The sequence below is a fragment of the Caballeronia sp. LZ019 genome, from assembly GCF_031450825.1.
GTDB lineage: Bacteria > Pseudomonadota > Gammaproteobacteria > Burkholderiales > Burkholderiaceae > Caballeronia.
Genome location: NZ_JARTVZ010000003.1, coordinates 370,354 through 391,979 on the forward strand (window position 1 = coordinate 370,354; position 21,626 = coordinate 391,979).

Consider the following 21,626-nt stretch of genomic DNA (forward strand, 5'->3'; position numbering starts at 1 on the left):
GGTTAACAAAATGGACTGGCTGACTCAGGCCCGCCCGCTGGCGGTCCACAGCGATGCGTTCCCGAACTATTGCGGAGAACCGATCTTCGAAGCCGCGCGCCTGTGCGGCGTGGAGAAACTCGGGCGGCTGTCGGTGCGCGGCACCGTGTCGCTGTTCGCGTACCAGCAGGGGATGCGGTTCATTGCGGCGAAGGGACCGTGGATGGCACAGGCGCAAAGCGGCGCGATGTCGCTGGCTGCGCTCAACGATGTGACGGTCAGCAGCTCCGATGGACGCGTGGTGATCACGGCGGCGAAGGAGGTGTGGATCGGGGCGGGGGGATCGTATGTGCAGATCAACGGCAGTGGAATTGTGAATGGATCGCCGGGGGCGATTCTGGAGAAGGGGGCGGTGTGGGATAAGGCGGGGGCGGATTCCATGCGCGTCCCGCCTCCGGATCTGCCTGGAGAGAAAGCGTACAGCGCGCAATTCACCGTGCGCGACCGGGATGGCTCAATTCTCAAGAACTACTCATACCGAATGGAAGCGGAAAGCGGTGTGACATGGTACGGGAGGACGGATGAGAATGGTCTGACGGAGCGGGTCTGGACGGCAAGCGAACAGTCAATTCATTTGTATCCACACGCCGGGCCACATCGAGATGATGAGTGCGACGACGCACGCTGCAGTTGCACCTGAGTAAGAGTGCTCACGCTGGCACGCGAAAGGCCATATTGGCCTGCGCTCAACTAATAAAACCGACAAGACATGGCCACACAAACAAAAGCAACGGAACCGATAGCCACGATGAGAAGTGGCACGCAACTTCCTACTGAGCCCGCTCATCATAAGCGTCGCGTGGTCAAGTTCAATGTCTATTGCGCGCCGCTGGATGAGCGCGGAGCAAATCCGCTTTACAACGCGAAGTATGACGGAGACACAAGCAAGCTCGCTTGTACGGATTCCGCCTCATACTTGACAGGCTCGCCGTACGTGCTAATTGACGCCGACACTAAGGCGGAGCTTGCGAGAGCGAATTTCCAAGCGTACACCAAAGTTTCCGTTTGGAGGGATGGAACGAGAAACTTACACGCGCTGACTCCGATCACAATTCGCGATGATGTCAAGAAGATCGCTCTCTTCATTGCCAACGATTCATACAGGTCTCGGCGCCAATATCCCTTGTTCCCATTTGATCTGCCCGATTCGGCGAGTACGACGATTAATATCTTCGAGATCAGAACGGACTTGGTCCTGGATTTCTGTGACGTCAACACATTGGGCGCAGCGCCGGACACGAACAGCTTAAAGAAGGCACCATCCCACACAGACGAATACTTCGGGTTCCTCACCGGAGACATGTGGCGAAAAATTAGCCACGAGTTTCATAACGAAGTAGGAACGCTGTGCCCGATCGAGTCCATTTCTCGGCCGCTCTTGAAAGGACACCCGGCGCATATTCCGCCCGAGTCGTCGCTAGCTAATGTGTCAAGCACCCGGCCAGCGCAGATTCCTCGACTACCTGACCAATCCGAAAATCCGCAGACTCATAGTGGACCAGTGACCGGTCCATATGCCAGCGGGACGCCAACCACTCCGCGCGGTGGCACCGGTGCTCCGCCTCAACTCTCGACCAAGGACGGAGTCGAAACGCTGAGCAATGTAGATTGGACCGCGGTACTTTCGCCGATCTACGAGGCCGGCGCTGGATCGCGGTCATTGGACGCCTTTGAAGTCCACATACCGTTGTTACAAATCAAGCTGACGTTTGCCGAGAGGTCGTTTGCTAATGCGATTAACTCTAGTAACGACACCAACGTCCGGGATGCTATTCGACGTACGTCGCCAGGGACATTCGCCGCAATATTGAAAGCTATGTGGCGCTTGCACATTAATACGGTGGCACTGAGCAGTTCGTGGAGACCGATGCTCGGTTCGCGGCTCCATAAGATGGGAACGGCTCTGGACGTGGCGCGCTTTGACGACGACGATGAGGACATTCACTTCGCCCTACATAACAACGGCAAGAATGACCGCGGCAAACCATTTCCAAAGGGCGCGGGAGGCAGCAAGATGGCCGCATTTTACAGAGAACTCACCTCGGATTCGCATATCCAGGCGGGCGCAGTTTACACCCCGTGGGTCAATTGGGTTAGACCCCACGATAGCCATATGCATGTGACAGCGAAGGATAATGCCGATGAATGAATTCGAGCCTCGAACGTTCGAGCGAGTCACCAGTGCGGTTGCGGCTCTGTCGCTGCTCATTTCCAGCAATGCGATCGCCGCAAGCGCGGCGATCCGGATAAATGACCTAACCATCCACTACGACGAAGTTCTTAAGCCCAAATGTAACGTTTTTTTGAGGAGCACCATCGGTGAATGGCGGGCCGGCTCCGCCCTGCTATCGGTGCCATGTTTTACCTATCGAGGCTCGTCAGATGACGACATTCTAAGAACTATACGGCCCACTGATAGCCGGAGAGACCAGTTCATTTTTAGAAAAAAGGACATGATCTCGCTTGAGGAGATGTCCCCCAGAGAAGGGCTTCCCCCATATCGAGTGTCATTCATGATTCAGTATAAGGTTGAGCCACCCGATCCGGAAGGCGCCGTACCTTTTTTTCCTTATGACAGCAGTAGGCAGGTCGTCAACTATCTCGCCATAAATGCTGATGGATTTGAGTTGGATCCAAAGACTGGAACTGCTACGGGCTATAGGGTGTTTGAATCTTCGGGTACTTGTTACCTGGCAACGGACAGGAAACCTCGTTCATATAAGCTGTTCTGGTTCTGGAGTGATGCATCCACTCCGCGGTACAAGGGCCTGCCCTCGACGATAGATACGACCACGCTCCCGTGGGTGAACGTTTCTTACGAAAACACAATCGCGAAGAACGTGGAAATGCCCAAAGAAGTGGCGATCGACGCAAGACTTCCTGTGAAGCCGCTGATTTATTCCGACTACGCGATTAGAGCAGACGGACGAGTTCGAAAAGGGAAGGCTATGTGCAAGGCAGACTGTCCTCCCGGAATGCTAATGAAGCTGCTCCATGCCGGACAAAGCATCTGGGGACCGTCGGGCAAGCCACCTGTAACCAAATGAGGAGCTTCGAATGATTAATCTGATCCGCCTCGGCGACACCACCGACCACGATGGCGAAGTCATAACCGCATCGGACAGCATGCGTTACGACGGCATACCGGTCGCCCGCAAGGGTGACGAAGTGAAGTGCCCGCAGCATCCGGAGGTGCAGCCCAATTTAATCGTGGAAGGCGATTCCGGCATCACCGACAACGGCATCCCGGTTGCTCGAGAGGGGCATCGGGGCACCTGTGGTTGTCGCTTGATATCGAGCATCAAGTGAATTGGAGGACCGTTTGATGTGCGGCTTAACGACAGACGGACACAGGCACAAGATGGATTTTCCGGTACAACTGATGGAGCGTTTGCAGTCCGCGCCCTGGCGCTTCGGCTTCCTGCCACTTCTGCGCCAGATCAACGCCAACTGCGCGCGCGACCCGGTCGGCGCCGCACAGCGCCCGGGCGCCGAGCCGTATCGTATCGGTCAGAAACCCAGTCTCGTGTTTGCTCCGCGCGAAGTCGCGGACGCAAAGCTGAGAAATGGCAAGCTGCATATCCGGCTTTTCGGCCTCGGCATGCTGGGACCGAACGGGCCGTTGCCGATTCACGTCACCGAAATCGCCCGCGAGCGCGAAGAGCAACGACACGACCCGACGCTTTGCAACTTCCTCGACATCTTTCACCATCGATCGCTGACGCTGCTGTATCGCGCCTGGGCGTCGGCGCAATCGGCGGCGAGTCTGGACCGGCCCGAGCACGACCGCTTCTCTGCCTATACGGCCAGCTTCTCCGGACATGCGCAACGACGCGGCCGCGCACCGTTGCTGCCGGAACACGCGCGTCTGTCTGCCGCGCCGCACCTGGTCGGCGAGTCGCGCGATCCATCCGCGCTTTGCAACGCGGTGGCGCATCACTTCGGCGTGCCGGTGAGCATCGAAGAGTACGCGGCGCACTGGATTGTGCTGCCGCCAGAGCTTCATTGTCGTTTGGGGCATTCGAACGCGGCAGCGTGTCTGGGCGGTGGCGCGTTGCTGGGCGAGCGCGCGCCCGACCGGCGGCACCGCTTCTGCATGACCATCGGACCACTCGAGATAGAGACGTATCACCGCTTCACTCCGCGCGGCGATGATCTGTTGCGGCTCATCGAGTGGGTGCGGGTCTACGTCGGCCTCGAGTTCGAGTGGATGCTGGAGTTGCAGATCGAACCGCATAGCGCGCCGGCGGCGGTACTGGGCGGCTCTCAACAACTCGGGTGGTCGAGCTGGCTCGGTGAATCACGGAGCAACGCGCCGATCACCGGCATGCGCTTTGAACCGGAGCAATACCGGCGGCAGTTGCGTGCGAAAGGCGGGCGACGAGTCGATGAGTCAACACGACGGCCTCGAGTCGGCGTCAATGGAAAGTAAGTGGAAGAACTGCGAGCCGCACTGGACGCGAAAAACGCAAACCGGATCGCTTCTTGCTCTTGGATTCGGAAACCCACCTCACCGGAGCCGCCCATGCTCACACTCCGCACCGCCCCTCTGGCAGTCATCGCCTTGTCCGTCGCCGCGCTCGTCACTGTGCCCGTGACGCCCGCGCAGGCTCAGGACTCCGCCGCCTCCACACCGAAGGAAGCCAAGAAGGCCGAGCGTAAAGCCGCACGGGCGAAGAAGAACGCCGAGCTTAAAGAACTGGAGCAGAACGGCTACAACCCGTCGGGCGAGCAGACGGACTATCCGCGCAATCTGCAGAACGCGCAGCAGCGCATCAACGCGCAGAAGGCCGGTCAGGCTGCGCCGGCTTCGGCGCCTTAATCGGAGCATGAAACGCGATGCGCCTTTGATCCGCGCATCGCCCGATCAGGCATACAAGCGCCATCAAGCTGCAGTCGCGAGATGCAGGTCCGTCACGACGCTACCCCGCATCGACGCTCGTACGCCCGGCACGTTACCCATTCCGAACACAGGCCTCGCGAGATAGAAGCCCTGCGCAAGCGCTTGCGGCCACTGTGCGAGCCACTGCGCCTGCGCGGGCGTTTCCACGCCCTCGACGACGATTTTCACGTTGAGCCGCGTCAGCAGCGCAAGCACCGACGAAAACACCATCCGCGCGTTCGGGCAACGCGGCGCTTCCGCCAGCAGTTCCTTCGCGATCTTCACCGTACTGAAGTCGATAGGCCCGAGCGCCGAAAGACAGGCGAAGCCTGTGCCGAAGTCGTCCATCGCCACGCCGACGCCGCGATTGCGCAGCCGTTGCACGACCCTCGGCATGGAAGGAAAGCGCGCAAGATCCTGGCTCTCGGAGAGTTCGAGTTCGATCAGGTCAGGCGTGATGCCGTGCGCATCGCATACGGTTTCGAGCCTTTCGCCGAACCCGTCCGACGACGCGACCGAGGGCGGGACGTTGATCGCGACGGGATAGCACACGCCGCGCGCCTGCAGCGCCGCGATGTCGCGCGATACGGTGTTCATCACGAAGTCCGTCAACTCGACGACGACCTCGTCATCTTCGAGCGCCTCATGAAAACTCCCTGGCAACAACACGCCGAACTCCGGATGACGCCACCGGATGAGCGCTTCCATCTGTGAGAGCTCGCTGGTATCGACCCGGTAGATGCCCTGGTAAGCCACGCAAAACTCACCGGCTCTCAACCCCTGAAGCACACGCCGCTTGAGCGCATGACCGGCTTCTGGCGCGGCGTTCGAAATGTACGACCGACGTGTTGCTGCGTTCATGCTGTGCCGCCCCTTGATTGAACCGGGCGTTTAAATGCATGACTCGTGCCCGTGGCCACAATGGTCGGGCGAATTGGGATGGCAGCGAGGGAAAACCCCGATGCATGCATCATGACGGGGCGTATCCCCAGTCGTACCAAGTATCGCGGCGAAGTAAAGGTAGGAACATTGCACGCCGTCGCCGGTAACACTGACAGCAAGAGCGAACGATCGTGCCGAAGCGCTTTGCAGCAAACGTTGAAGTTTCTTCGAAGTTTTGTAATACGGACTAACGAAACGTCAGAGCCTTCAGTCAGACGATAGCCGCCTCGGCGACCGGCCGCATGCGTTCGAGCGCGCTGCCGTCTTCGCGAAAGAGATGCACGTGACGAATGCTGAAGCCGACGTTGAGGCGTTGACCATCCACCGCGGTCGACTCGCCCGAGCCCTTCACGTTGATGACGAGATCGTTCGGCAAGCGGATGTGCAAAAGCGTTTCGCCGCCAAGATGCTCGATCACCATGACTTCGCCAGTGAGGCCGCTGTCGATGTCGCCGCTGCCCGACTCGGTGAAATGCTCCGGACGGATGCCGAGCGTAAGCGTCTCTCCAACGTTGACAGATGCCCCTGCGAAAGGAAGCGTCAGCGGTTCGCCTCCCGGCAATTCGATGGTGACGCCCGCGGCATCGGCACGCAGCACGCGGACATCGATGAAGTTCATCTTCGGCGAGCCGATGAAGCCCGCAACGAAGCGATTGTGAGGCGTACGATACAACTCCAGCGGCGAGCCGATCTGCTCCACACGTCCATGATTCAACACGACGATGCGGTCGGCCATCGTCATCGCTTCGGTCTGATCGTGCGTGACGTAGATCATCGTCGCGTTGAGTTGCTTGTGCAGCTTGATGAGTTCGAGGCGCATCTGCACGCGCAACGCTGCATCGAGGTTCGACAAGGGTTCATCGAAGAGAAAGACTTTCGGCTCCCGAACGATCGATCGGCCAATGGCGACGCGCTGCCGCTGCCCGCCCGACAGCGCGCGTGGACGCCGTTCGAGCAGTTGCCCGATCTGCAGGATCTCCGCAGCGCGATTGACCCGTTCCCTGATCTGCGCTTCGGGCAGCTTCAGCATGCGCAACCCGAACGCGATGTTCTCGTACACCGACATGTGCGGATACAGCGCATACGACTGGAACACCATTGCGACGCCGCGCTGTGAAGGCTCGAGGTCCGTCACGTCTTCACCGCCGATCAGCACTTGTCCCGAGTCGCACTGCTCGAGTCCGGCAATGCTGCGAAGCAGAGTGGACTTGCCGCAGCCTGACGGTCCGACAAAGACCATGAACTCGCGGTCGGCCACTTCGATATCGACGCCCTTCAGCACTTCGGTACTCGCGAAGGTCTTGCGAATCTGCTGCAAATGGACTGCACTCATGCGTGTCTCCATCTAAGCCGCGTTTCAATCGCCGGACTGCGCAGCAAGCATCGCAGTGCAGCATCGAATGCCTTGACTCACATTGTTCTTGACAACCTGTTCGGGCCCAAATATACAATTGTAAAACCGAAATTACAAGTGAAACGACGCGGCGCTCAACCGTGTCTTTTCAATCCGCCACGCAGGGAAGGACGCACGACACGAACGTATCCGCTCGAGAAAACAGAAAGGAGACAAGGCATGAAAAAGCGCATCATGCAGGGCATACATTCCCGTCCGTTGAAGCACATTGCGGCGGTCACGCTGCTGGCAGCAAGCGCGGCGTTTGCTGCATCCAGTGCGCAAGCGTGGACGCTGAAGGAAGCGGCGCAGCCGTACTCCGGCACCACCATCAAGGCTATATTTCTCGATCGCCCCGGCTACAAGGCCGCACAAACCCTGATTCCTCAGTTCGAGAAAGAGACGGGGATCAAGGTGCGCTGGGAAGTCATTCCCTACGAGAACACGCGCGAAAAGGAAGTGCTCAACTTCGTCGGCGGCGGGGAGCAGGATGTCGTGCTCGTCGATGTGGTGTGGATCGGTGAATTCGCAAGCAACAAGTGGCTCGTGCCGATCAAGAAGTTCACCGATGACCCCAAGCTCGCGGACCCGAACCTCAACCTGCAGGGCTTCTTCCCGATCCTGCTCGATTCGTTCGGCACATGGGACAAGGTCACCTACGGCCTGCCGTTCGATAACTATTCGGGCCTCATGTTCTACAACAAGTGCATGTTGAAGGACGCCGGCTTCGATGAGCCGCCGAAGACCTGGGACGAACTCCTCAACACCTATGCGCCGAAGCTCACGAAGGGCGACAAGTTCGCATTCGCGCTCCAGTCGCGGCGCGGCGAAACGCAATCGGCAGACAGCTTCATGCGCGTGCTGTGGCCCAACGGCGGCTCGCTGCTCGATGCGAAGTTCAAGTCGAACCTGATGTCCCCGCAATCGCAGGCGGGGCTCGAGTATCGGCAAAAGCTGATGAAGTACATGCCGCCGGGCATCGTCGATTTCGATCACGCCGAAGCGGTGAACGCGCTTGCGCAAGGCCAGGTCGCGATGATCACCGAATGGTCCGCGTTCTACCCCACGCTTACCGATCCGAGCAAGTCGAAGATCGGCAACTGTCTCGCGATCACGACCGAGCCGAAGGGTCCGGCGGGCCTTAAGCCAGCACTCGGCGGCTTCTCGCTCGCGGTCAACGCCAAGTCGAACGCGAAGAAGCAGGCGGCATCGTGGCTGTTCATTCAGTGGATCACGTCCGAGGCGATGGCGAAGCCCTATCTCGAAGCGGGCGGCGTGCCGGCGCGCACGGCGGTGTACCAGGACAAGGCCGTGCAGGACAAGTATCCGTTCGTGAAGCCGATGGTCGAATCGTGGCAGGGCGGCGTGCCGGATTATCGGCCGCGCTTCCCGGAATGGCCCGCGGTGTCGGAAGTCATCGGCGAATGGGGCAGCAAGATGATGCTCGGTCAGGTCACGGTGAAGGAAGGCGCCCAGACCATCGGCCAGAAAACCGAGGACATCCTGAAGAAAGCGGGCTATTACGACGGCAAGAAGCCTTTGTTGAAGTAATCCCTGATCACGCAGCATCCCTAAGGAACCGGAGGCGATTCAATGGCGAACGGCACTGCATCTGCGACGCAGGCGAGGGGGCCGCGCAGGCATGCGCGCCGCTTCGGCGTATTGCCGCGCTCGCCCGCCTTCTGGTTCCTGTTTCCCGCAATCTTCGCGCTCGCGGTCATCGGCATCTATCCGCTGCTGCTTGCGCTCTACAACTCGTTTCATCAGTACAAGCTGGCCGATCTCGCATCGGGCACGCCGTTCGTCGGCGTCGATAACTACATCGCGACGCTGTCCGATCCCTCGTTCTGGGGCGCGCTCGGCCGCACCGCGCTCTTTCTTTGCCTCACGCTGCCGATCGAAGTCGCGCTCGGTCTCTTCGCTGCGCTCATGTTGCATCGCATGGATTTGCGCTTCATGCGTGCCGCCGCGCGCGTGAGTCTCGTCATTCCGATGGCGACGACTTATGCGGTCGTCGGTCTCATCGGCCGGCTGATCTTCAACCGGCAATTCGGTGTGGCGAACTATTTGACGGGGTTGCTGGGCATTCCGCCGCAAGACTGGCTCGCCGATCCCACGCTCGCGTTCGTCTCCGTGATGATCATGGATATCTGGCAGTGGACGCCGTTCTGCGCGCTCATCATGCTCGCGGGTCTTTCAATGGTCCCGAAGGAAGCGGAAGAAGCGGCGCGCCTGGAAACGCCGAAGTGGAGCATGATTCTCTGGCACTTGCAGCGGCCTTACCTGTTGCCGGGCCTGACCGCGATCCTCATTCTCCGCTCCGCCGACATGCTCAAGATGTTCGACGCCGTCTTCACGATGACGCGCGGCGGCCCCGGCGCGGCGACGGAGTTCATCAGTGTCTATATTCAGCGCGTGGGCTTCCGGCTCTTCGATCAGGGCATGGCGTCGGCGCAAGCCATCATCCTGCTGATCCTGACCATCGTGCTGTCGCGACTTTATATTCGCTTCGTTTATCGGGAGGCCGCGTGAGCACGACAAATTCGCAAACCCCAAACGGCGGCGTGGCGCAGCGCGGCAAGCGTGCGCGCGCAGCACGCAGACGCGCAACCGTATGGCACTTTCTGGGCCTTCTGGTGGTGTTTCTGTCGTCCGTGTTTCCGTTCTACTGGATGGTGACGACGAGCCTCAAGAGCCAGTCCGACGCATTGGCGTATCCGCCGAAATGGCTCTTCAGTCCGACGTTCCATCACTATTCGGCCGCGCTCTTCGAGCATGACGTGGCGGGCAGTCTGCTCAACTCGTTCATCATCGCGAGCTCGACGACCGTGCTCGCCATCCTGCTCGGCGCACCCGCCGCTTACGCGCTCGCACGTTATGAATTCCGCGGCAAGGAAGACCTGTGGTTCTGGTTCATCTCGAACCGCATGGTGAGTCCCGTGGTGCTCGCGGTGCCGTTCTTCCTGATCGCGACGAAGCTCGATATCGTTGATACCCATATCGTGCTGATCCTGCTCTATCTGACTTTCTCGCTGCCGATCGTCGTATGGATATGCACCGACCAGTTCCGCAACATCCCCGTCGAGCTCGATGAAGCCGCGCGGCTCGACGGCGCATCGCCGTGGCGCGTGTTCTGGCGCATCAACTTGCCGCTCGCGATGCCGGGCATCGTCGTATCCGCGATCTTCGCGTTCATCTTCTCGTGGAACGACCTGCTCTATGCGCTCGTGCTGACGCGCACCGAAGCCATCACATCGCCTGTTGCCGCGACGAGTTACATGAGCGGCTATGAGTTGCCCTGGGGCGAGATCATGGCGACAGGCACGCTGATCGTCTTGCCGATGGTGGTATTCGCGCTGCTCGTATCGGGCCGGCTCGTGCAGGGGCTCACGATGGGTGCAGTGAAGTAAACTCGCGCGGCCCTTCATTGCGACTACATAGAGAACATGAGCAAGACAGCCCCGCCCATCGCGATTGCCGTAACGGACGGTTCGATCGACTCGGAGGAGGAACTGCAGGCGCGCGTCGCGTGGCATTACTACGTCGGCAATCTGACGCAGCAGGAGATCGCGCAGCGCATCGGCAGCAATCGCGTGCGGGTGAACCGGCTGCTCGCCGCGAGCCGCGAATCGGGCCTCGTGCAGATCACCATCAACAGCAAGATCGCGCCGTGCGTGGCGCTCGAGGAGGCGCTAGTCAGGCGCTTCGGGCTCGAAAGCGCGGTCGTGGTGCCGAGCGGTGCGAACACCGAGGCGAACAATGCGGCGCTGGGGATCGGCGCGGCGAGTTACTTCGCCAAGCAGATCGTCGCGGGGCAGACCATCGGGCTAGGCTGGGGGCGCACGATACGCGCCGTCCTTCGTGCGATGCCGCAGCGTTCGTACGGCGCGGTGTCGGCGGTATCGCTGCAAGGGGGACTGTCGCATTGCCCGAGCATCAACACATTCGATCTCGTATCGGATTTCGCGGACATCTGCCGCGCCGACGGCTATATCTTCGCGGCGCCGATCTACGTGAGCAGTCAGAAGGCGCGCGACGTCATCCTGCAGGAAGGCACCGTGCGCGAAACCTACGATCTTGCGCGCAACGCGGACCTTGCCTTGCTGACGTGCGGCGATCTGACGGAATCGCTCGTCGTCACGTACGGCATCGACAATCCCGAGCAATTGCGCACGCTGGAGAAGGCGGGCGCGGTCGGCGACATGCTCGGCCATTTCATGGATGAAGACGGCGAGCTGATCGATCATCCGCTGAATCGCCGCACCGTGGCCATTACGCTCGAAGACTTGCGCAAGATTCGTCGCGTGATACTGGTCAGCGGCGGACCGAAGAAATTCCATGTGACACGCGCGGCGTTGCGCGGCCGCTATCCGTCGGTGCTCGTCACCGATGAAGAGACCGCGCGGCGCTTATGTGACGAGCCTTGAACGAGCCATGACGACCATCGACAGAAATCGCGAATTCGAAGGAAAGACCGTGCTCGTCACGGGTGCGGGCAAAGGCATCGGTCATGCGACGGTGCATCTGCTGAGCGAACGGGGCGCGCGCGTCATTGCACTGAGCCGCAGCGCGGAAGACCTCGCGGTGCTGGCGAGGGAAACCGGCTGCGACACCATCGCAGTCGATCTCGCCGATGCCCGCGCCGCGAGCGAAGCCGCGCGATCCGCGCAGCCGGTCGACCTGCTCGTCAACTGCGCCGGTCTCGTGGAACTGCAGCCGTTTCTCGATACCACCGCCGATGCCTTCGATCTCACGATGAACGTCAACGTGCGCGCGGCGATGATCGTCGCTCAGGCATGCGCGAGAAGCATGATCGAGCGCGGCAACGGCGGAGCGATCGTCAACGTGTCGAGCATATCGGCGGCGGTCGGCTTGCCGCTGCATGCGTCGTATTGCGCATCGAAGGGCGCGCTCGACGCGATGACGCGCGTGATGGCCGTGGAACTCGGCCCGCACGGCATACGCGTGAACGCAGTCAACCCTGTGGTCACCATGACGCCGATGGCGGAAAAGGCATGGAGCGACCCCGCGAAATCAGGCCCGATGCTCGCGCGCGTTCCGATGAATCGCTTCGTGCAGCCGGTGGAAGTGGCGCGCACCATCGCTTACTTGCTGAGCGACGATTCGAGCATGGTAAGCGGCGTGAGCCTCGCAGTCGACGGCGGCTTTCAGGCGGGATGATACGGAATCCTCATACAAACGCGAAGGAACGACGATGGAAGCACTGGTTCTTGAAGAAGCACGGCGCATCAGCCTGCGTCCGTTCAGCTTGCCGCAGGTCGTGGGTCCGCATGACGTGCGGATACGCATCCACACGGTAGGCATTTGCGGCAGCGATGTTCACTATTATCAGCACGGACGCATCGGGCCGTTCGTCGTGAACGAGCCGATGGTGCTCGGGCACGAAGCATCCGGCACGATCGTGGAAGTGGGCGATGAAGTCACGCATCTGAAGGCGGGCGACCGCGTGTGCATGGAGCCGGGCGTGCCGGACATGCAGTCGCGTGCATCGCGCGAAGGCATGTATAACCTCGATCCCAAAGTGCGCTTCTGGGCGACGCCGCCAGTGCATGGCTGCCTCGCGCCGTTCGTCGTGCATCCGGCGGCGTTCACCTACAAGCTGCCCGACAACGTGAGCTTTGCGGAAGGCGCGATCGTCGAGCCGCTGTCCATCGGGTTGCAGGCCGCGAAGAAAGCGGCGATCCAGCCGGGTGATGTTGCCGTGGTGCTCGGCGCGGGCACCATCGGGATGATGTGCGCGCTCGCCGCGCTCGCGGGGGGATGCAGCCGCGCGATCGTCTGCGATCTGGTACAGGAAAAGCTCGATCTGATCGGCGCGGTGCAGGGCGTCACCGCAGTCAATATTCGCGAGCAGCGCGTGCAGGACGTGATCGCCGAACTGACGGACGGCTGGGGCGCGAACATCGTGTTCGAAGCAAGCGGCAATGAGAAGGCGTTCGAAGGCATCGTCGATCTGCTGTGTCCCGGCGGATGTCTCGTCCTCGTCGGCATGCCGCAACACGCAATTCCGCTCGATGTCGTCGCGGTGCAGATCAAGGAAGCGCGCATCGAATCCGTGTTTCGCTACGCGAATATCTTTCCGCGTGCGATTCAGTTGATCGCATCCGGCAAGCTCGATGTCAAGCCTTTCATCTCGCGCACGTTCCCCTTCGCCGAGGGCATCAAGGCCTTCGAGGAAGCCGCGAGCGGCGTGCCGACGGATGTGAAAGTACAGATCGTCATGGAATGACGCGACAACTACCGGGAGACGCGATCATGGAGAACACCGACAACGCGGAGATGACGGCGATCGTATGCCGTGCGCCGAAGGATTATCGCGTCGAGCGCGTGCAGCGTCCGCGTGCGGGGCCGAACGAGCTGGTCATCCGCATCGCGGCATGCGGCATCTGCGCGAGCGACTGCAAATGCTGGTCGGGCGCGAAGATGTTCTGGGGCGGGCCGAATCCGTGGGTCAAGGCGCCGGTCATCCCCGGACATGAGTTCTTCGGTTATGTCGAAGAACTCGGCGATGGCGCCGCGGAACATTTCGGGGTGCAGAAGGGCGATCGCGTGATCGCGGAGCAGATCGTGCCGTGCGCGAAGTGCCGCTATTGCAGGTCGGGCCAGTACTGGATGTGCGAAGTGCACAACATCTTCGGCTTTCAGCGCGAAGTGGCGGACGGCGGCATGGCGGAATACATGCGCTTTCCGCCCACGGCAATCGTTCACAAGATTCCCGACGGCATCTCGCTCGAAGACGCAGCGATCATCGAACCGCTTGCCTGCGCGATCCATACGGTGAACCGCGGCGACATTCAGTTGAGCGATGTCGTCGTGATCGCAGGCGCGGGTCCGCTCGGCCTGATGATGGTGCAGGTCGCGCATCTCAAGACACCGAAGAAACTGGTCGTGATCGATCTCGTCGACGAGCGTCTCGAACTCGCGCGCGAATACGGCGCGGATATCACGATCAACCCGAAGACCGACAATGCGCTCGAAGCGATCCGCGCGATCACCGATCAATACGGCTGCGATGTGTACATTGAAACCACCGGCTCGCCGGCGGGCGTCACGCAAGGGCTCGAACTGATTCGCAAGCTCGGGCGTTTCGTGGAGTTCTCCGTCTTCGGCAGCGATACGACGGTCGACTGGTCGATCATCGGCGATCGCAAGGAACTCGACGTGCGCGGCGCGCATCTCGGACCGTACTGCTATCCCATCGCCATCGACCTGCTCGCACGCGGTCTCGTGACGTCGAAGGGCATCGTCACGCACGGCTTTACGCTCGAAGAGTGGGACGAGGCGATCGAAGTCGCGAACTCGCTCGATTCGATCAAGGTGCTGCTGCGGCCCAAATAAAAAAGGCGGAGCGCGATACGCGCTCCGCCCGGAGACACTTACTTCGAGGCCGCGACCGCCGCCTTCACCGACGAATAGACCGCCTTGTTCGCGCCGCCATTCGTCAGGATGCCGAACGTGCCGCTAGGATCGTCATACAGCTCGTACCAGTTGAAGCCGATCACGTTGTACGTGCTTCGCGCCGCGTACAGCTCCGGAATCGTCTTGGCGATGTAAGCCTGCGCCTTGGCCGTCGAGAAGTCCGCGTTGATGCCGATTTCGGTGAACATGATCGGCAGGTTGTATGTGTCGTGAAGAATCTTGAGCACGTTATAGTTGGTGCCGTCCTTGCCCCACGTGTTCACCGGATCGAGACCGTCCGAGTACCAGTGCAACTGGATGATGTCCGTGGGCACTTTCGGATGGCCCGTCGAACCGTCCGGCTGCGTGCCGGTCAGCATGCCCTTGTACCAGCCGAGATTCAGGAAGCCCGTCGACGCCGTGTTGATGATCTTCGTCTGGCCGGACTTGTCGACCGAGCGCCAGCCGTCATACGAGCCGCGCATCGTGCCGCGCCAGATCGGCCACGTGTTGTTGTCGTAGTCGGAGACATTGACGCCGTCGTTCGCGATGCGCTGATTGTGCTCGTCGATGTCGTACTCGTTGCCGAACTCCACGACCGGCACGCCCTTGAAGCGCGTCGCCGCGTAAGCGGCCATGTTGTAGGCGTACGTGTAAGCCGATGCTTCCGTCGGCGTGCGGCCGTTGAGCGTCGGGTCCATCCACGGATGAGGAATCACCAGCGGCATCACGTTGACCTTCGAGCCGACGTTCGGCATGACCTTGTCGGCGAGGATATCGATCTGCGCGTTGCTGTAGACGTCCTGACGCACGCTCGTCAGACCGAGGTCGACCATCGTCGCGGATTGCGTCGCGAGCGGGATCGACGAATACACGCCGCCCTGAATGTAGTGGGCGTTCACGCCGAAGAACGGGATCGCCGTCGAAGCGGCGGCGGCCGTCGCCGTGCGCGGATCGCTGGACGTGACCCACGTGTTGTTCTGCCACACCCACCACAGCTTGTTCACGTTCTGCTGATAAATCTTGCCGCCGTACCACAGCAACTGGATGACCGCCTGCGAGAAGCCAGCCTTCTGGCCCGCGCGATAAATCACGCCGTTGGTCACGGTCCAGACCGCGTTCGAGGAATCGACGATCGACGTGGCGGAAGGGATGGTCGTGCCGCTGGGCGAGGGGGCTTGCGTGCCCGCTTTCGCAACCGCCGCCGGATCATTCGCGCTGTTTGCCACGCTCGACGGGAGATTGTCCGCGCCGCCGCCGCATGCCGACAGGATTAGCGAGCTTGCACAGAAAGAATAAACGATGAAATGGTTTTTCTTCATTGTGAGTTTGGATGAACGTGTTCCAATTCCGACCGCCGAAAAAAGGTCTTCCCTGAATGCTTTTCGAAGCACTCGCGATTCGAACCTGAAGGGAATAGACAGGCGATCAACCAGTGCGCCTCAGAAATGAGAGGCGCGTTTCGCAGTCGTTTTTGCTGACCGGACGAAAGCAATGGTACCTGCTCGTTATTTCTTACCGTATGAAAAAGGCCGTAACGGTATGTAACAGTGAACGTTTGCGCGGCAATTTATGCATTCATGCGCATACAAATAAGAACGGAACCCGTATTAGGTCTTGCGTCTCGGCTTCAACGTCGATAAGAACCGGTCATTTGAAAGCATGTGTTCATATGAATGGTGGCATAACTTACGTATCGCCGCATTGCTCGTTTCATCGGATAAATGTACTTTCTATCGAACGTGCGGGCGCTAAAAAGTAACCTTTTTTTGACTATGGTTAAATCGCGGTTTCTGAACGCGCTGAAACTCGCGTGTCAACCGGTTCAAAAAATGGGAATCGCAAATAATGGGCGTTTTGCGAAGCCGGTATTTGCACGGATATCGGATCGCCATTTACGAGCCATTCGCGGTCGAAAAAAAGCCCGCCATCGCTGGCGGGCCGGGCATTCAAAGCGTAAATGCGCTTGCGGATTATCAGGAGCCGTACAGCCACCGCAACGCCGGCGACAATGATCCGACCGGCATTGCCCATGCGCCGTTGGCGCTGAAGTCCCACGTCGGACCGAAGCTTGCCGTATCGCCCAGTTGCGCGTCGGTGAGCCCGGCTGACGCCGGCGCTCCCGCGCCCTGGCCGACCGGCGAGGCTACGCCCGACGACTCCTTGTTCCAGAACACGTTCGACGCGATCAACCCGCGGTTTCCGCCCACGATGCCGCCCGCTCGCGCGCCCGCGCCGGTGGACAGCGTGGACGTCGTGTAGGACTCGTAGATGCCGCCCGCATTGCCGCCCACGAGTCCGCCGACGGCTCCGTTGCCCGTCAGCGATTCCTGCGCATACGACTGCACGACCCTGCCGTTATTGATGCCGACGAGTCCGCCGAGCGCGCCCTGGCCGCTTGCCGCCGCGGAGCCGAGCGCATACGACTGGCCGATGAACCCGTCGTTGCGGCCGACGAGTCCGCCGACCGCGCTGCCGCCGCTGACATTGCCGCCGGCCCACGATTGCTCGATGCGTCCGAAGTTCTCGCCCGCCAGTCCGCCCGCCACCGTGGAGCCTTCGCCCGTCAACGTGATCACACCCGATGCGCCCACGTTCACGAGATAGCCGCGGTTAGTGCCGACGAGCATCCCGACCGGTCCGCTGGACGCCGTGGCCGTGGTTCCGGCAAGCACGAAGTTGCGCAGGATGCCGCTCGCGCCGACGACGCCGAAAAGCCCCGTCTCGCCACCGCCCAGCGTGAGGCCCACGGGCAGATGGCCCATGCCGTCGAACTGTCCGGTGAACGGCGTTGCCGCCGTGCCGATGCCACCGAGACCCGTCGCGCCGAAGAGTCCGAGGCTCGTGCCGAGCGCGTAAGTGCCGGAGAGATCGTTCTTGACCGCGCGCAGATCGTCGATCGAATTGACGAGCCTATATGCCGTGTACTGCGTGACGAGGCCGCTATAGGGCGCGGCGCTCCACGACGGATTGACGCGCACCGTGCCAGGCGTATTCGCGCCGTTCATGTCGTAAAGCACGGAGATGACGCCGTTGCTGCGCGACCAGTCGATGGTCCCGAGGTTCGTCACGCTGCCGCCGTTGTTGAACGCGTGCGCGTCCGCGTACAGCTTGAGCGAGCCCGAACCGGCATTGGCGACGGTGACGCCGGGCGCGATCGTCACCGAGTGCGCCGCGTTGAGCGTGAGCGACGACGCGCCGTTCCAGCGCAGGTTCGTCGGCACGACGATATTGCCCTTGCCGGTCGCGCCGGCGCTGCCGTCCGTGCCGTCCGCATTCACCGTGATCGACGTGCCGCGGTTCAGGCTCGATGTGAACGTGCCGGCGGTCGCGGCATCGGCGGTGAATTCGCCGGTCGTGATGTTGAGCGCGCCCGCGCTGATGTCCGCGCCGCCGACCTTGACGTCCCGGCCGATCATGTCAACGCCCGACGGCGTGCCGTCCGCATTGCGTGCGCTGATCTGCGCGCCGCGTGCATCGACCGAGCCGGTATCGGCAACAAGCCACACGTGGCCGTCGCGCGTGGCGGTGCCAGTCGCGCGCAACGCGGCCGAGCGGCCCGCGAGCGCGAAGATATTGCCGTCGGCTGCCTGCAGATTAATGAGCGCCGCCTGGACTTCGCCCGCGTTCGCGATCGTGCCGTGGCTGCCGACGGCCACGCCGATCTGCTGGTCGTAGCCGGTGTCGATCAGCGACACGGAACGGCCCGCCACGAGATTGGCCGATCCCTCCGGCGCCTCGATGCGTCCCGCGTTCATCACCTTGTTCGCGGAGATGAGATACACGTTGCCGCCGGTCGAACTGATGTTGCCCAGATTGACGACGCTCGCATTGGAGTTGCCGGTGAACGTGGCCTGATAGCCGGAAGCGAAGTCGTCGTTGCTGATGTCGAGCGTCGAGGCGACGAAATGGCCGCCCGTCAACACGACGCCGCGCGGTCCGACGACCACGCCGTGCGGATTGATGAGGTAGACCGTACCGGTTCCCTTGAGCGTGCCGTAGATCGAAGAGACGTCGTTACCGGTCACGCGATTGAGCGTCGCGCCGGTCCCGTTGTTGATCGACACCGTCCGCCCCGAAGCAATCGAGAAGCTGTTCCAGTCAATGACGCCGCGCGCCCCCGATTGCGTGATGGTCATGTTGCCGCCGCTTTGCGTGATGCTTCCCGCGCCGGCGACGAACTGCCCGCCTTGCGGCAGAGGCGGAGCGGCTATCGCGGCCGATGCGAACGACCCGCAAGCAATGGCGATGAACATGGAAAGAGGGCGGATGGTGAAGCACGCCGCCCGCGCGCCTGCATGACCGGCAGCACTGCCGGTTGCGAAGGCGCTTACGAGACGATTGACTGAATGACGCATAGGCCCCCCTTTGGGCTGTGACATTCCCCGTCTTACTGGTCGCTATTATCTGGTCGCTTAGTGGCGCTCTGGTGGCAGGGCAGTGTAGCAGCACTAACGAAGCGCAACGACAGTCTTTTGCGTTCGTGTCGGATCGGCGGCACGCTTCGAATTCTTGTGGCGTCAGCCCGGAGAATGTGCCGTTGTGGCGAGAGCGAATGACTCGCAAGTCTGCAAGTCGGGATCGACCGGGTACTGCAACTCATCGCGATGGACAAGCGCATCCCCGCGCCGGTAAAAATGCCAGTCACCCCCGAATGTTTTCCGGCGCACATACAAGAGACGATTCAAGCCCGTGCCCGCATGGCCGTAAACGTGAGCATCAACGCCACCCTTTGCGGCCATGCCAGTCCCGAACCAAGCCTCACGACCCCGACTCTCCCATCCCGCCGCTTCGCTCGACGCACCGAAGCGCAGAACCTTTCTCGCGATGATGCTCGCGTCGGCCGGCAGCGCCGTGCTGGCCGGCTGCGGCGGCGGAGGCGGCGGCAGCAGCGATTCGCAGGCCGCCGGCAAGACGAGCGCGAGCACGAACCCGGCGTCGTCGACGACCTCGACGCCATCGACGAACGGAACGCCGGTCGCGACGACGACGGCAGCGAATACGACCGCAAGCACGAGCACCAGCAACGCGACGCAGCCCGCGAACACGAACGCGAACGATGCGAGCTCGCAAGCGCCGGCCGCATCGGACGGGCTTTTCTACGGCATCAACGGTCACATGGCGTGGGGCGAAGGCATCTACATGACGATGCCGCCGGCTGCGCAGCTCGCCATCCTTCAGGATCTGGGCGTCACGAACTATCGCTGCGACATCGCCGACGGCGGCATGGCGACCACGCTCGCCAACGCGCTGAAGGGACCGTTCGCGAACAGCGGCGTATCGATCCTGCCGGTGTTCAATCCGCTGTCGGCGCACTGGGACCCGCACAGCAGCGAAGCGGATGCCTATGCGCTCGGCTATGACCTCGCGGTGCGCTGCACGCGTCCGTTGAAGGGGCTCGTCAAGTACATCGAGTGCGGCAACGAGCTTGACGTGGACCTGAAGATCGCCGGCGACGGCAGTTCGCGCGCGGACTGGGACCCCGCCTGCTGGCCGTCGTTTCGCGGTGCGCTGCGCGGCATGATCGACGGCGTGCGCGCTATCGATCCGACTATCCAGTGCGGCGTGAACGTCGGCATTCCGATGGCCTACGGCGCACTGCAAATGCTGTGGAACGGCATCTCGCCCGATGGCACGGTGCAGGGCGTGAGCGGCGCGGCGTCGCTGCGCTGGGACTTCACGAGCTATCACTGGTACAAGAGTTCGGGCGACATCCAGTGCGGCGGCCGCAACAACGCGTGCATCGACGTGCTGCAAGTGCTGAAGGATTCTTTCAACGTGCCGATCTGGCTGACCGAGTGGGGCTGGTCCGGTGCGAACGATACGCCGCAATCGGCCGCTGCATATACGAGCAGGGCGCTCACGCAGTATCGCGCGATCAAGGACAAGTACAACATTCAGTCCATCATGATGTATGCGGTGATGGACCGGAACTACGGTCTCATGCAGCTCGACGGCGTGACGAAGAATCCGGCGTATGCCGTGTTCAAGGACTTCATTGCGGCGAACCCGGTATAAGTCGCGGGGCGGCTGGAAAGGGAAAAGCGCATCGCGCGATTAACGGGTATCGTGTCGCGAATACCGGACTCTCGCCGATGCCATGAACGCCATTCGTCTTGCCCGCGCGCGCTCGGTCGCGCTTTCGACCTTCGTTGCGCTCGCGCTGGCAGGCTGCGCGTCGTCGTCGCTCAAAGACAACACGTCGCTCGATGCCGCCATCGGCGGATCGCAACGCGCGGACAAGGCGCGTGCGCGAGATGGATATCGCCATCCGAAAGAGACGCTGCAGTTCTTCGGTCTCGCGCCGACACAAGCCGTGCTGGAAATCGCGCCGGGCGGCGGCTGGTACACGGATATTCTCGCCCCTTATCTGCGCGATGCCGGCCATCTCTACGAAGCGCAATATCTGAGCACGTCCGCCGATCTTGCCGCTGAAGACAGCGCAAGCGACACCGCCTATCGACGCAAGCTCGCGAGCAATCCATCGGTGTATGGAAAGGTTGTCGTCGGCACTTTGCATGCCGGGCGGTTCATCGGCTTCGACGCCGCCGAGCGGTTCGACCGCGTGCTCACGTTCCGCAATATCCATAACTGGATCAAGGACGGACAAGTCGATGCGAACCTGCGGGCGTTCTACGGCGCGCTCAAGCATGGCGGGGAATTGGGCGTCGAAGAGCATCGCGCGCGGCCGGGGGCGAGCGTGCAGCAGATGATCGATACCGGTTACGTGACCGAGGCCTTCGTCATCGAACGTGCTCAGGCAGCGGGCTTCGTGCTGAGCGCGCGCAGCGAGATCAACGCGAATCCGAAGGATACGAAGGATCACCCGCACGGCGTGTGGTCGCTGCCGCCCACTTACGAAGGCGGCGATGCCGACCGCTCGCGCTTTGCGGCCATCGGCGAATCGGACCGCATGACGCTCAGGTTCGTCAAGCCGTGAGCGTCGTCTCG

19 protein-coding genes are annotated in these 21,626 nt (G+C 61.4%); 15 read left to right on the plus strand and 4 right to left on the minus strand.

Annotation, left to right across the window (positions count from 1 at the left end; all coding sequences use genetic code 11):
• Positions 1-10 precede the first annotated feature (10 nt).
• From P9255_RS10225 to P9255_RS10250, 6 genes are all read left to right on the plus strand, one after another.
• Complete coding sequence (locus P9255_RS10225; RefSeq protein ID WP_404980307.1) at positions 11-679, plus strand: DUF2345 domain-containing protein; 669 nt, start codon at positions 11-13, stop codon at positions 677-679.
• A gap of 69 nt (positions 680-748) precedes the next feature.
• Complete coding sequence (locus tag P9255_RS10230) at positions 749-2,188, plus strand: hypothetical protein (RefSeq protein ID WP_309789441.1); 1,440 nt, start codon at positions 749-751, stop codon at positions 2,186-2,188.
• On the plus strand, positions 2,181-3,086 hold the full coding sequence (locus tag P9255_RS10235; protein ID WP_309789442.1) for a hypothetical protein: 906 nt from the start codon (positions 2,181-2,183) through the stop codon (positions 3,084-3,086). The genes P9255_RS10230 and P9255_RS10235 overlap by 8 nt, the downstream gene beginning before the upstream one ends.
• 10 nt (positions 3,087-3,096) lie before the next feature.
• Positions 3,097-3,348 carry a PAAR domain-containing protein gene (locus P9255_RS10240; protein WP_309767978.1) on the plus strand — a complete coding sequence of 84 codons (252 nt, stop codon included), beginning with the start codon at positions 3,097-3,099 and terminating at the stop codon, positions 3,346-3,348.
• Between the two features lie 52 nt (positions 3,349-3,400).
• Complete coding sequence (gene tssG / locus P9255_RS10245; protein WP_309767977.1) at positions 3,401-4,471, plus strand: type VI secretion system baseplate subunit TssG; 1,071 nt, start codon at positions 3,401-3,403, stop codon at positions 4,469-4,471.
• A gap of 93 nt (positions 4,472-4,564) precedes the next feature.
• The gene (locus P9255_RS10250) at positions 4,565-4,861 is read left to right on the plus strand and encodes a DUF4148 domain-containing protein (protein ID WP_309767976.1); all 297 of its coding nucleotides are present in this window, start codon (positions 4,565-4,567) and stop codon (positions 4,859-4,861) included.
• Between the two features lie 63 nt (positions 4,862-4,924).
• On the opposite strand, the gene P9255_RS10255 is transcribed toward P9255_RS10250, so the two are convergent.
• Complete coding sequence (locus P9255_RS10255; protein ID WP_309767975.1) at positions 4,925-5,782, minus strand: EAL domain-containing protein; 858 nt, start codon at positions 5,780-5,782, stop codon at positions 4,925-4,927.
• A gap of 292 nt (positions 5,783-6,074) precedes the next feature.
• Positions 6,075-7,196, minus strand: coding sequence for a sn-glycerol-3-phosphate ABC transporter ATP-binding protein UgpC (locus tag P9255_RS10260; protein WP_309789443.1), 1,122 nt, complete (start codon positions 7,194-7,196; stop codon positions 6,075-6,077).
• Positions 7,197-7,436: 240 nt separating this feature from the next.
• On the opposite strand from P9255_RS10260, the gene P9255_RS10265 reads away from it, so the two are divergent.
• The 7 genes from P9255_RS10265 to P9255_RS10295 are packed head-to-tail and all read left to right on the plus strand — an operon-like array spanning position 7,437 to position 14,615.
• Entirely contained in the window at positions 7,437-8,807 is a 1,371-nt protein-coding gene (locus P9255_RS10265) for a sugar ABC transporter substrate-binding protein (RefSeq protein WP_309767972.1), read from the plus strand.
• Between the two features lie 42 nt (positions 8,808-8,849).
• The gene (locus P9255_RS10270) at positions 8,850-9,788 is read left to right on the plus strand and encodes a sugar ABC transporter permease (protein ID WP_309767971.1); all 939 of its coding nucleotides are present in this window, start codon (positions 8,850-8,852) and stop codon (positions 9,786-9,788) included.
• Positions 9,785-10,666, plus strand: a complete 882-nt coding sequence (locus P9255_RS10275; protein ID WP_309767970.1) for a carbohydrate ABC transporter permease — start codon at positions 9,785-9,787, stop codon at positions 10,664-10,666. Before P9255_RS10270 ends, P9255_RS10275 begins: the two co-directional genes overlap by 4 nt.
• Positions 10,667-10,702: 36 nt before the next feature.
• A complete protein-coding gene (locus P9255_RS10280) occupies positions 10,703-11,683 on the plus strand; it encodes a sugar-binding transcriptional regulator (RefSeq protein ID WP_309767968.1) in 981 nt (326 codons plus the stop codon).
• Positions 11,684-11,690: 7 nt separating this feature from the next.
• Positions 11,691-12,437: an SDR family oxidoreductase gene (locus P9255_RS10285; RefSeq protein ID WP_309767967.1), complete on the plus strand. Its 747-nt coding sequence runs from the start codon at positions 11,691-11,693 to the stop codon at positions 12,435-12,437.
• Between the two features lie 34 nt (positions 12,438-12,471).
• Complete coding sequence (locus tag P9255_RS10290) at positions 12,472-13,506, plus strand: NAD(P)-dependent alcohol dehydrogenase (RefSeq protein WP_309789444.1); 1,035 nt, start codon at positions 12,472-12,474, stop codon at positions 13,504-13,506.
• Between the two features lie 26 nt (positions 13,507-13,532).
• Entirely contained in the window at positions 13,533-14,615 is a 1,083-nt protein-coding gene (locus P9255_RS10295; protein WP_309767965.1) for an alcohol dehydrogenase catalytic domain-containing protein, read from the plus strand.
• A gap of 38 nt (positions 14,616-14,653) precedes the next feature.
• On the opposite strand, the gene P9255_RS10300 is transcribed toward P9255_RS10295, so the two are convergent.
• Both P9255_RS10300 and P9255_RS10305 read right to left on the minus strand, forming a co-directional pair.
• The gene (locus P9255_RS10300; RefSeq protein WP_309767963.1) at positions 14,654-15,997 is read right to left on the minus strand and encodes a beta-glucosidase; all 1,344 of its coding nucleotides are present in this window, start codon (positions 15,995-15,997) and stop codon (positions 14,654-14,656) included.
• Between the two features lie 654 nt (positions 15,998-16,651).
• The gene (locus P9255_RS10305; protein ID WP_309789445.1) at positions 16,652-19,033 is read right to left on the minus strand and encodes a filamentous hemagglutinin N-terminal domain-containing protein; all 2,382 of its coding nucleotides are present in this window, start codon (positions 19,031-19,033) and stop codon (positions 16,652-16,654) included.
• A 469-nt stretch (positions 19,034-19,502) separates the two neighbouring features.
• Here P9255_RS10305 and P9255_RS10310 point away from each other — a divergent pair, with 469 nt between their 5' ends.
• The gene (locus tag P9255_RS10310; RefSeq protein WP_309767961.1) at positions 19,503-20,693 is read left to right on the plus strand and encodes a glycosyl hydrolase; all 1,191 of its coding nucleotides are present in this window, start codon (positions 19,503-19,505) and stop codon (positions 20,691-20,693) included.
• 82 nt (positions 20,694-20,775) lie between these two features.
• Positions 20,776-21,615: a methyltransferase gene (locus P9255_RS10315; RefSeq protein WP_309767960.1), complete on the plus strand. Its 840-nt coding sequence runs from the start codon at positions 20,776-20,778 to the stop codon at positions 21,613-21,615.
• Positions 21,616-21,626: the final 11 nt, after the last annotated feature.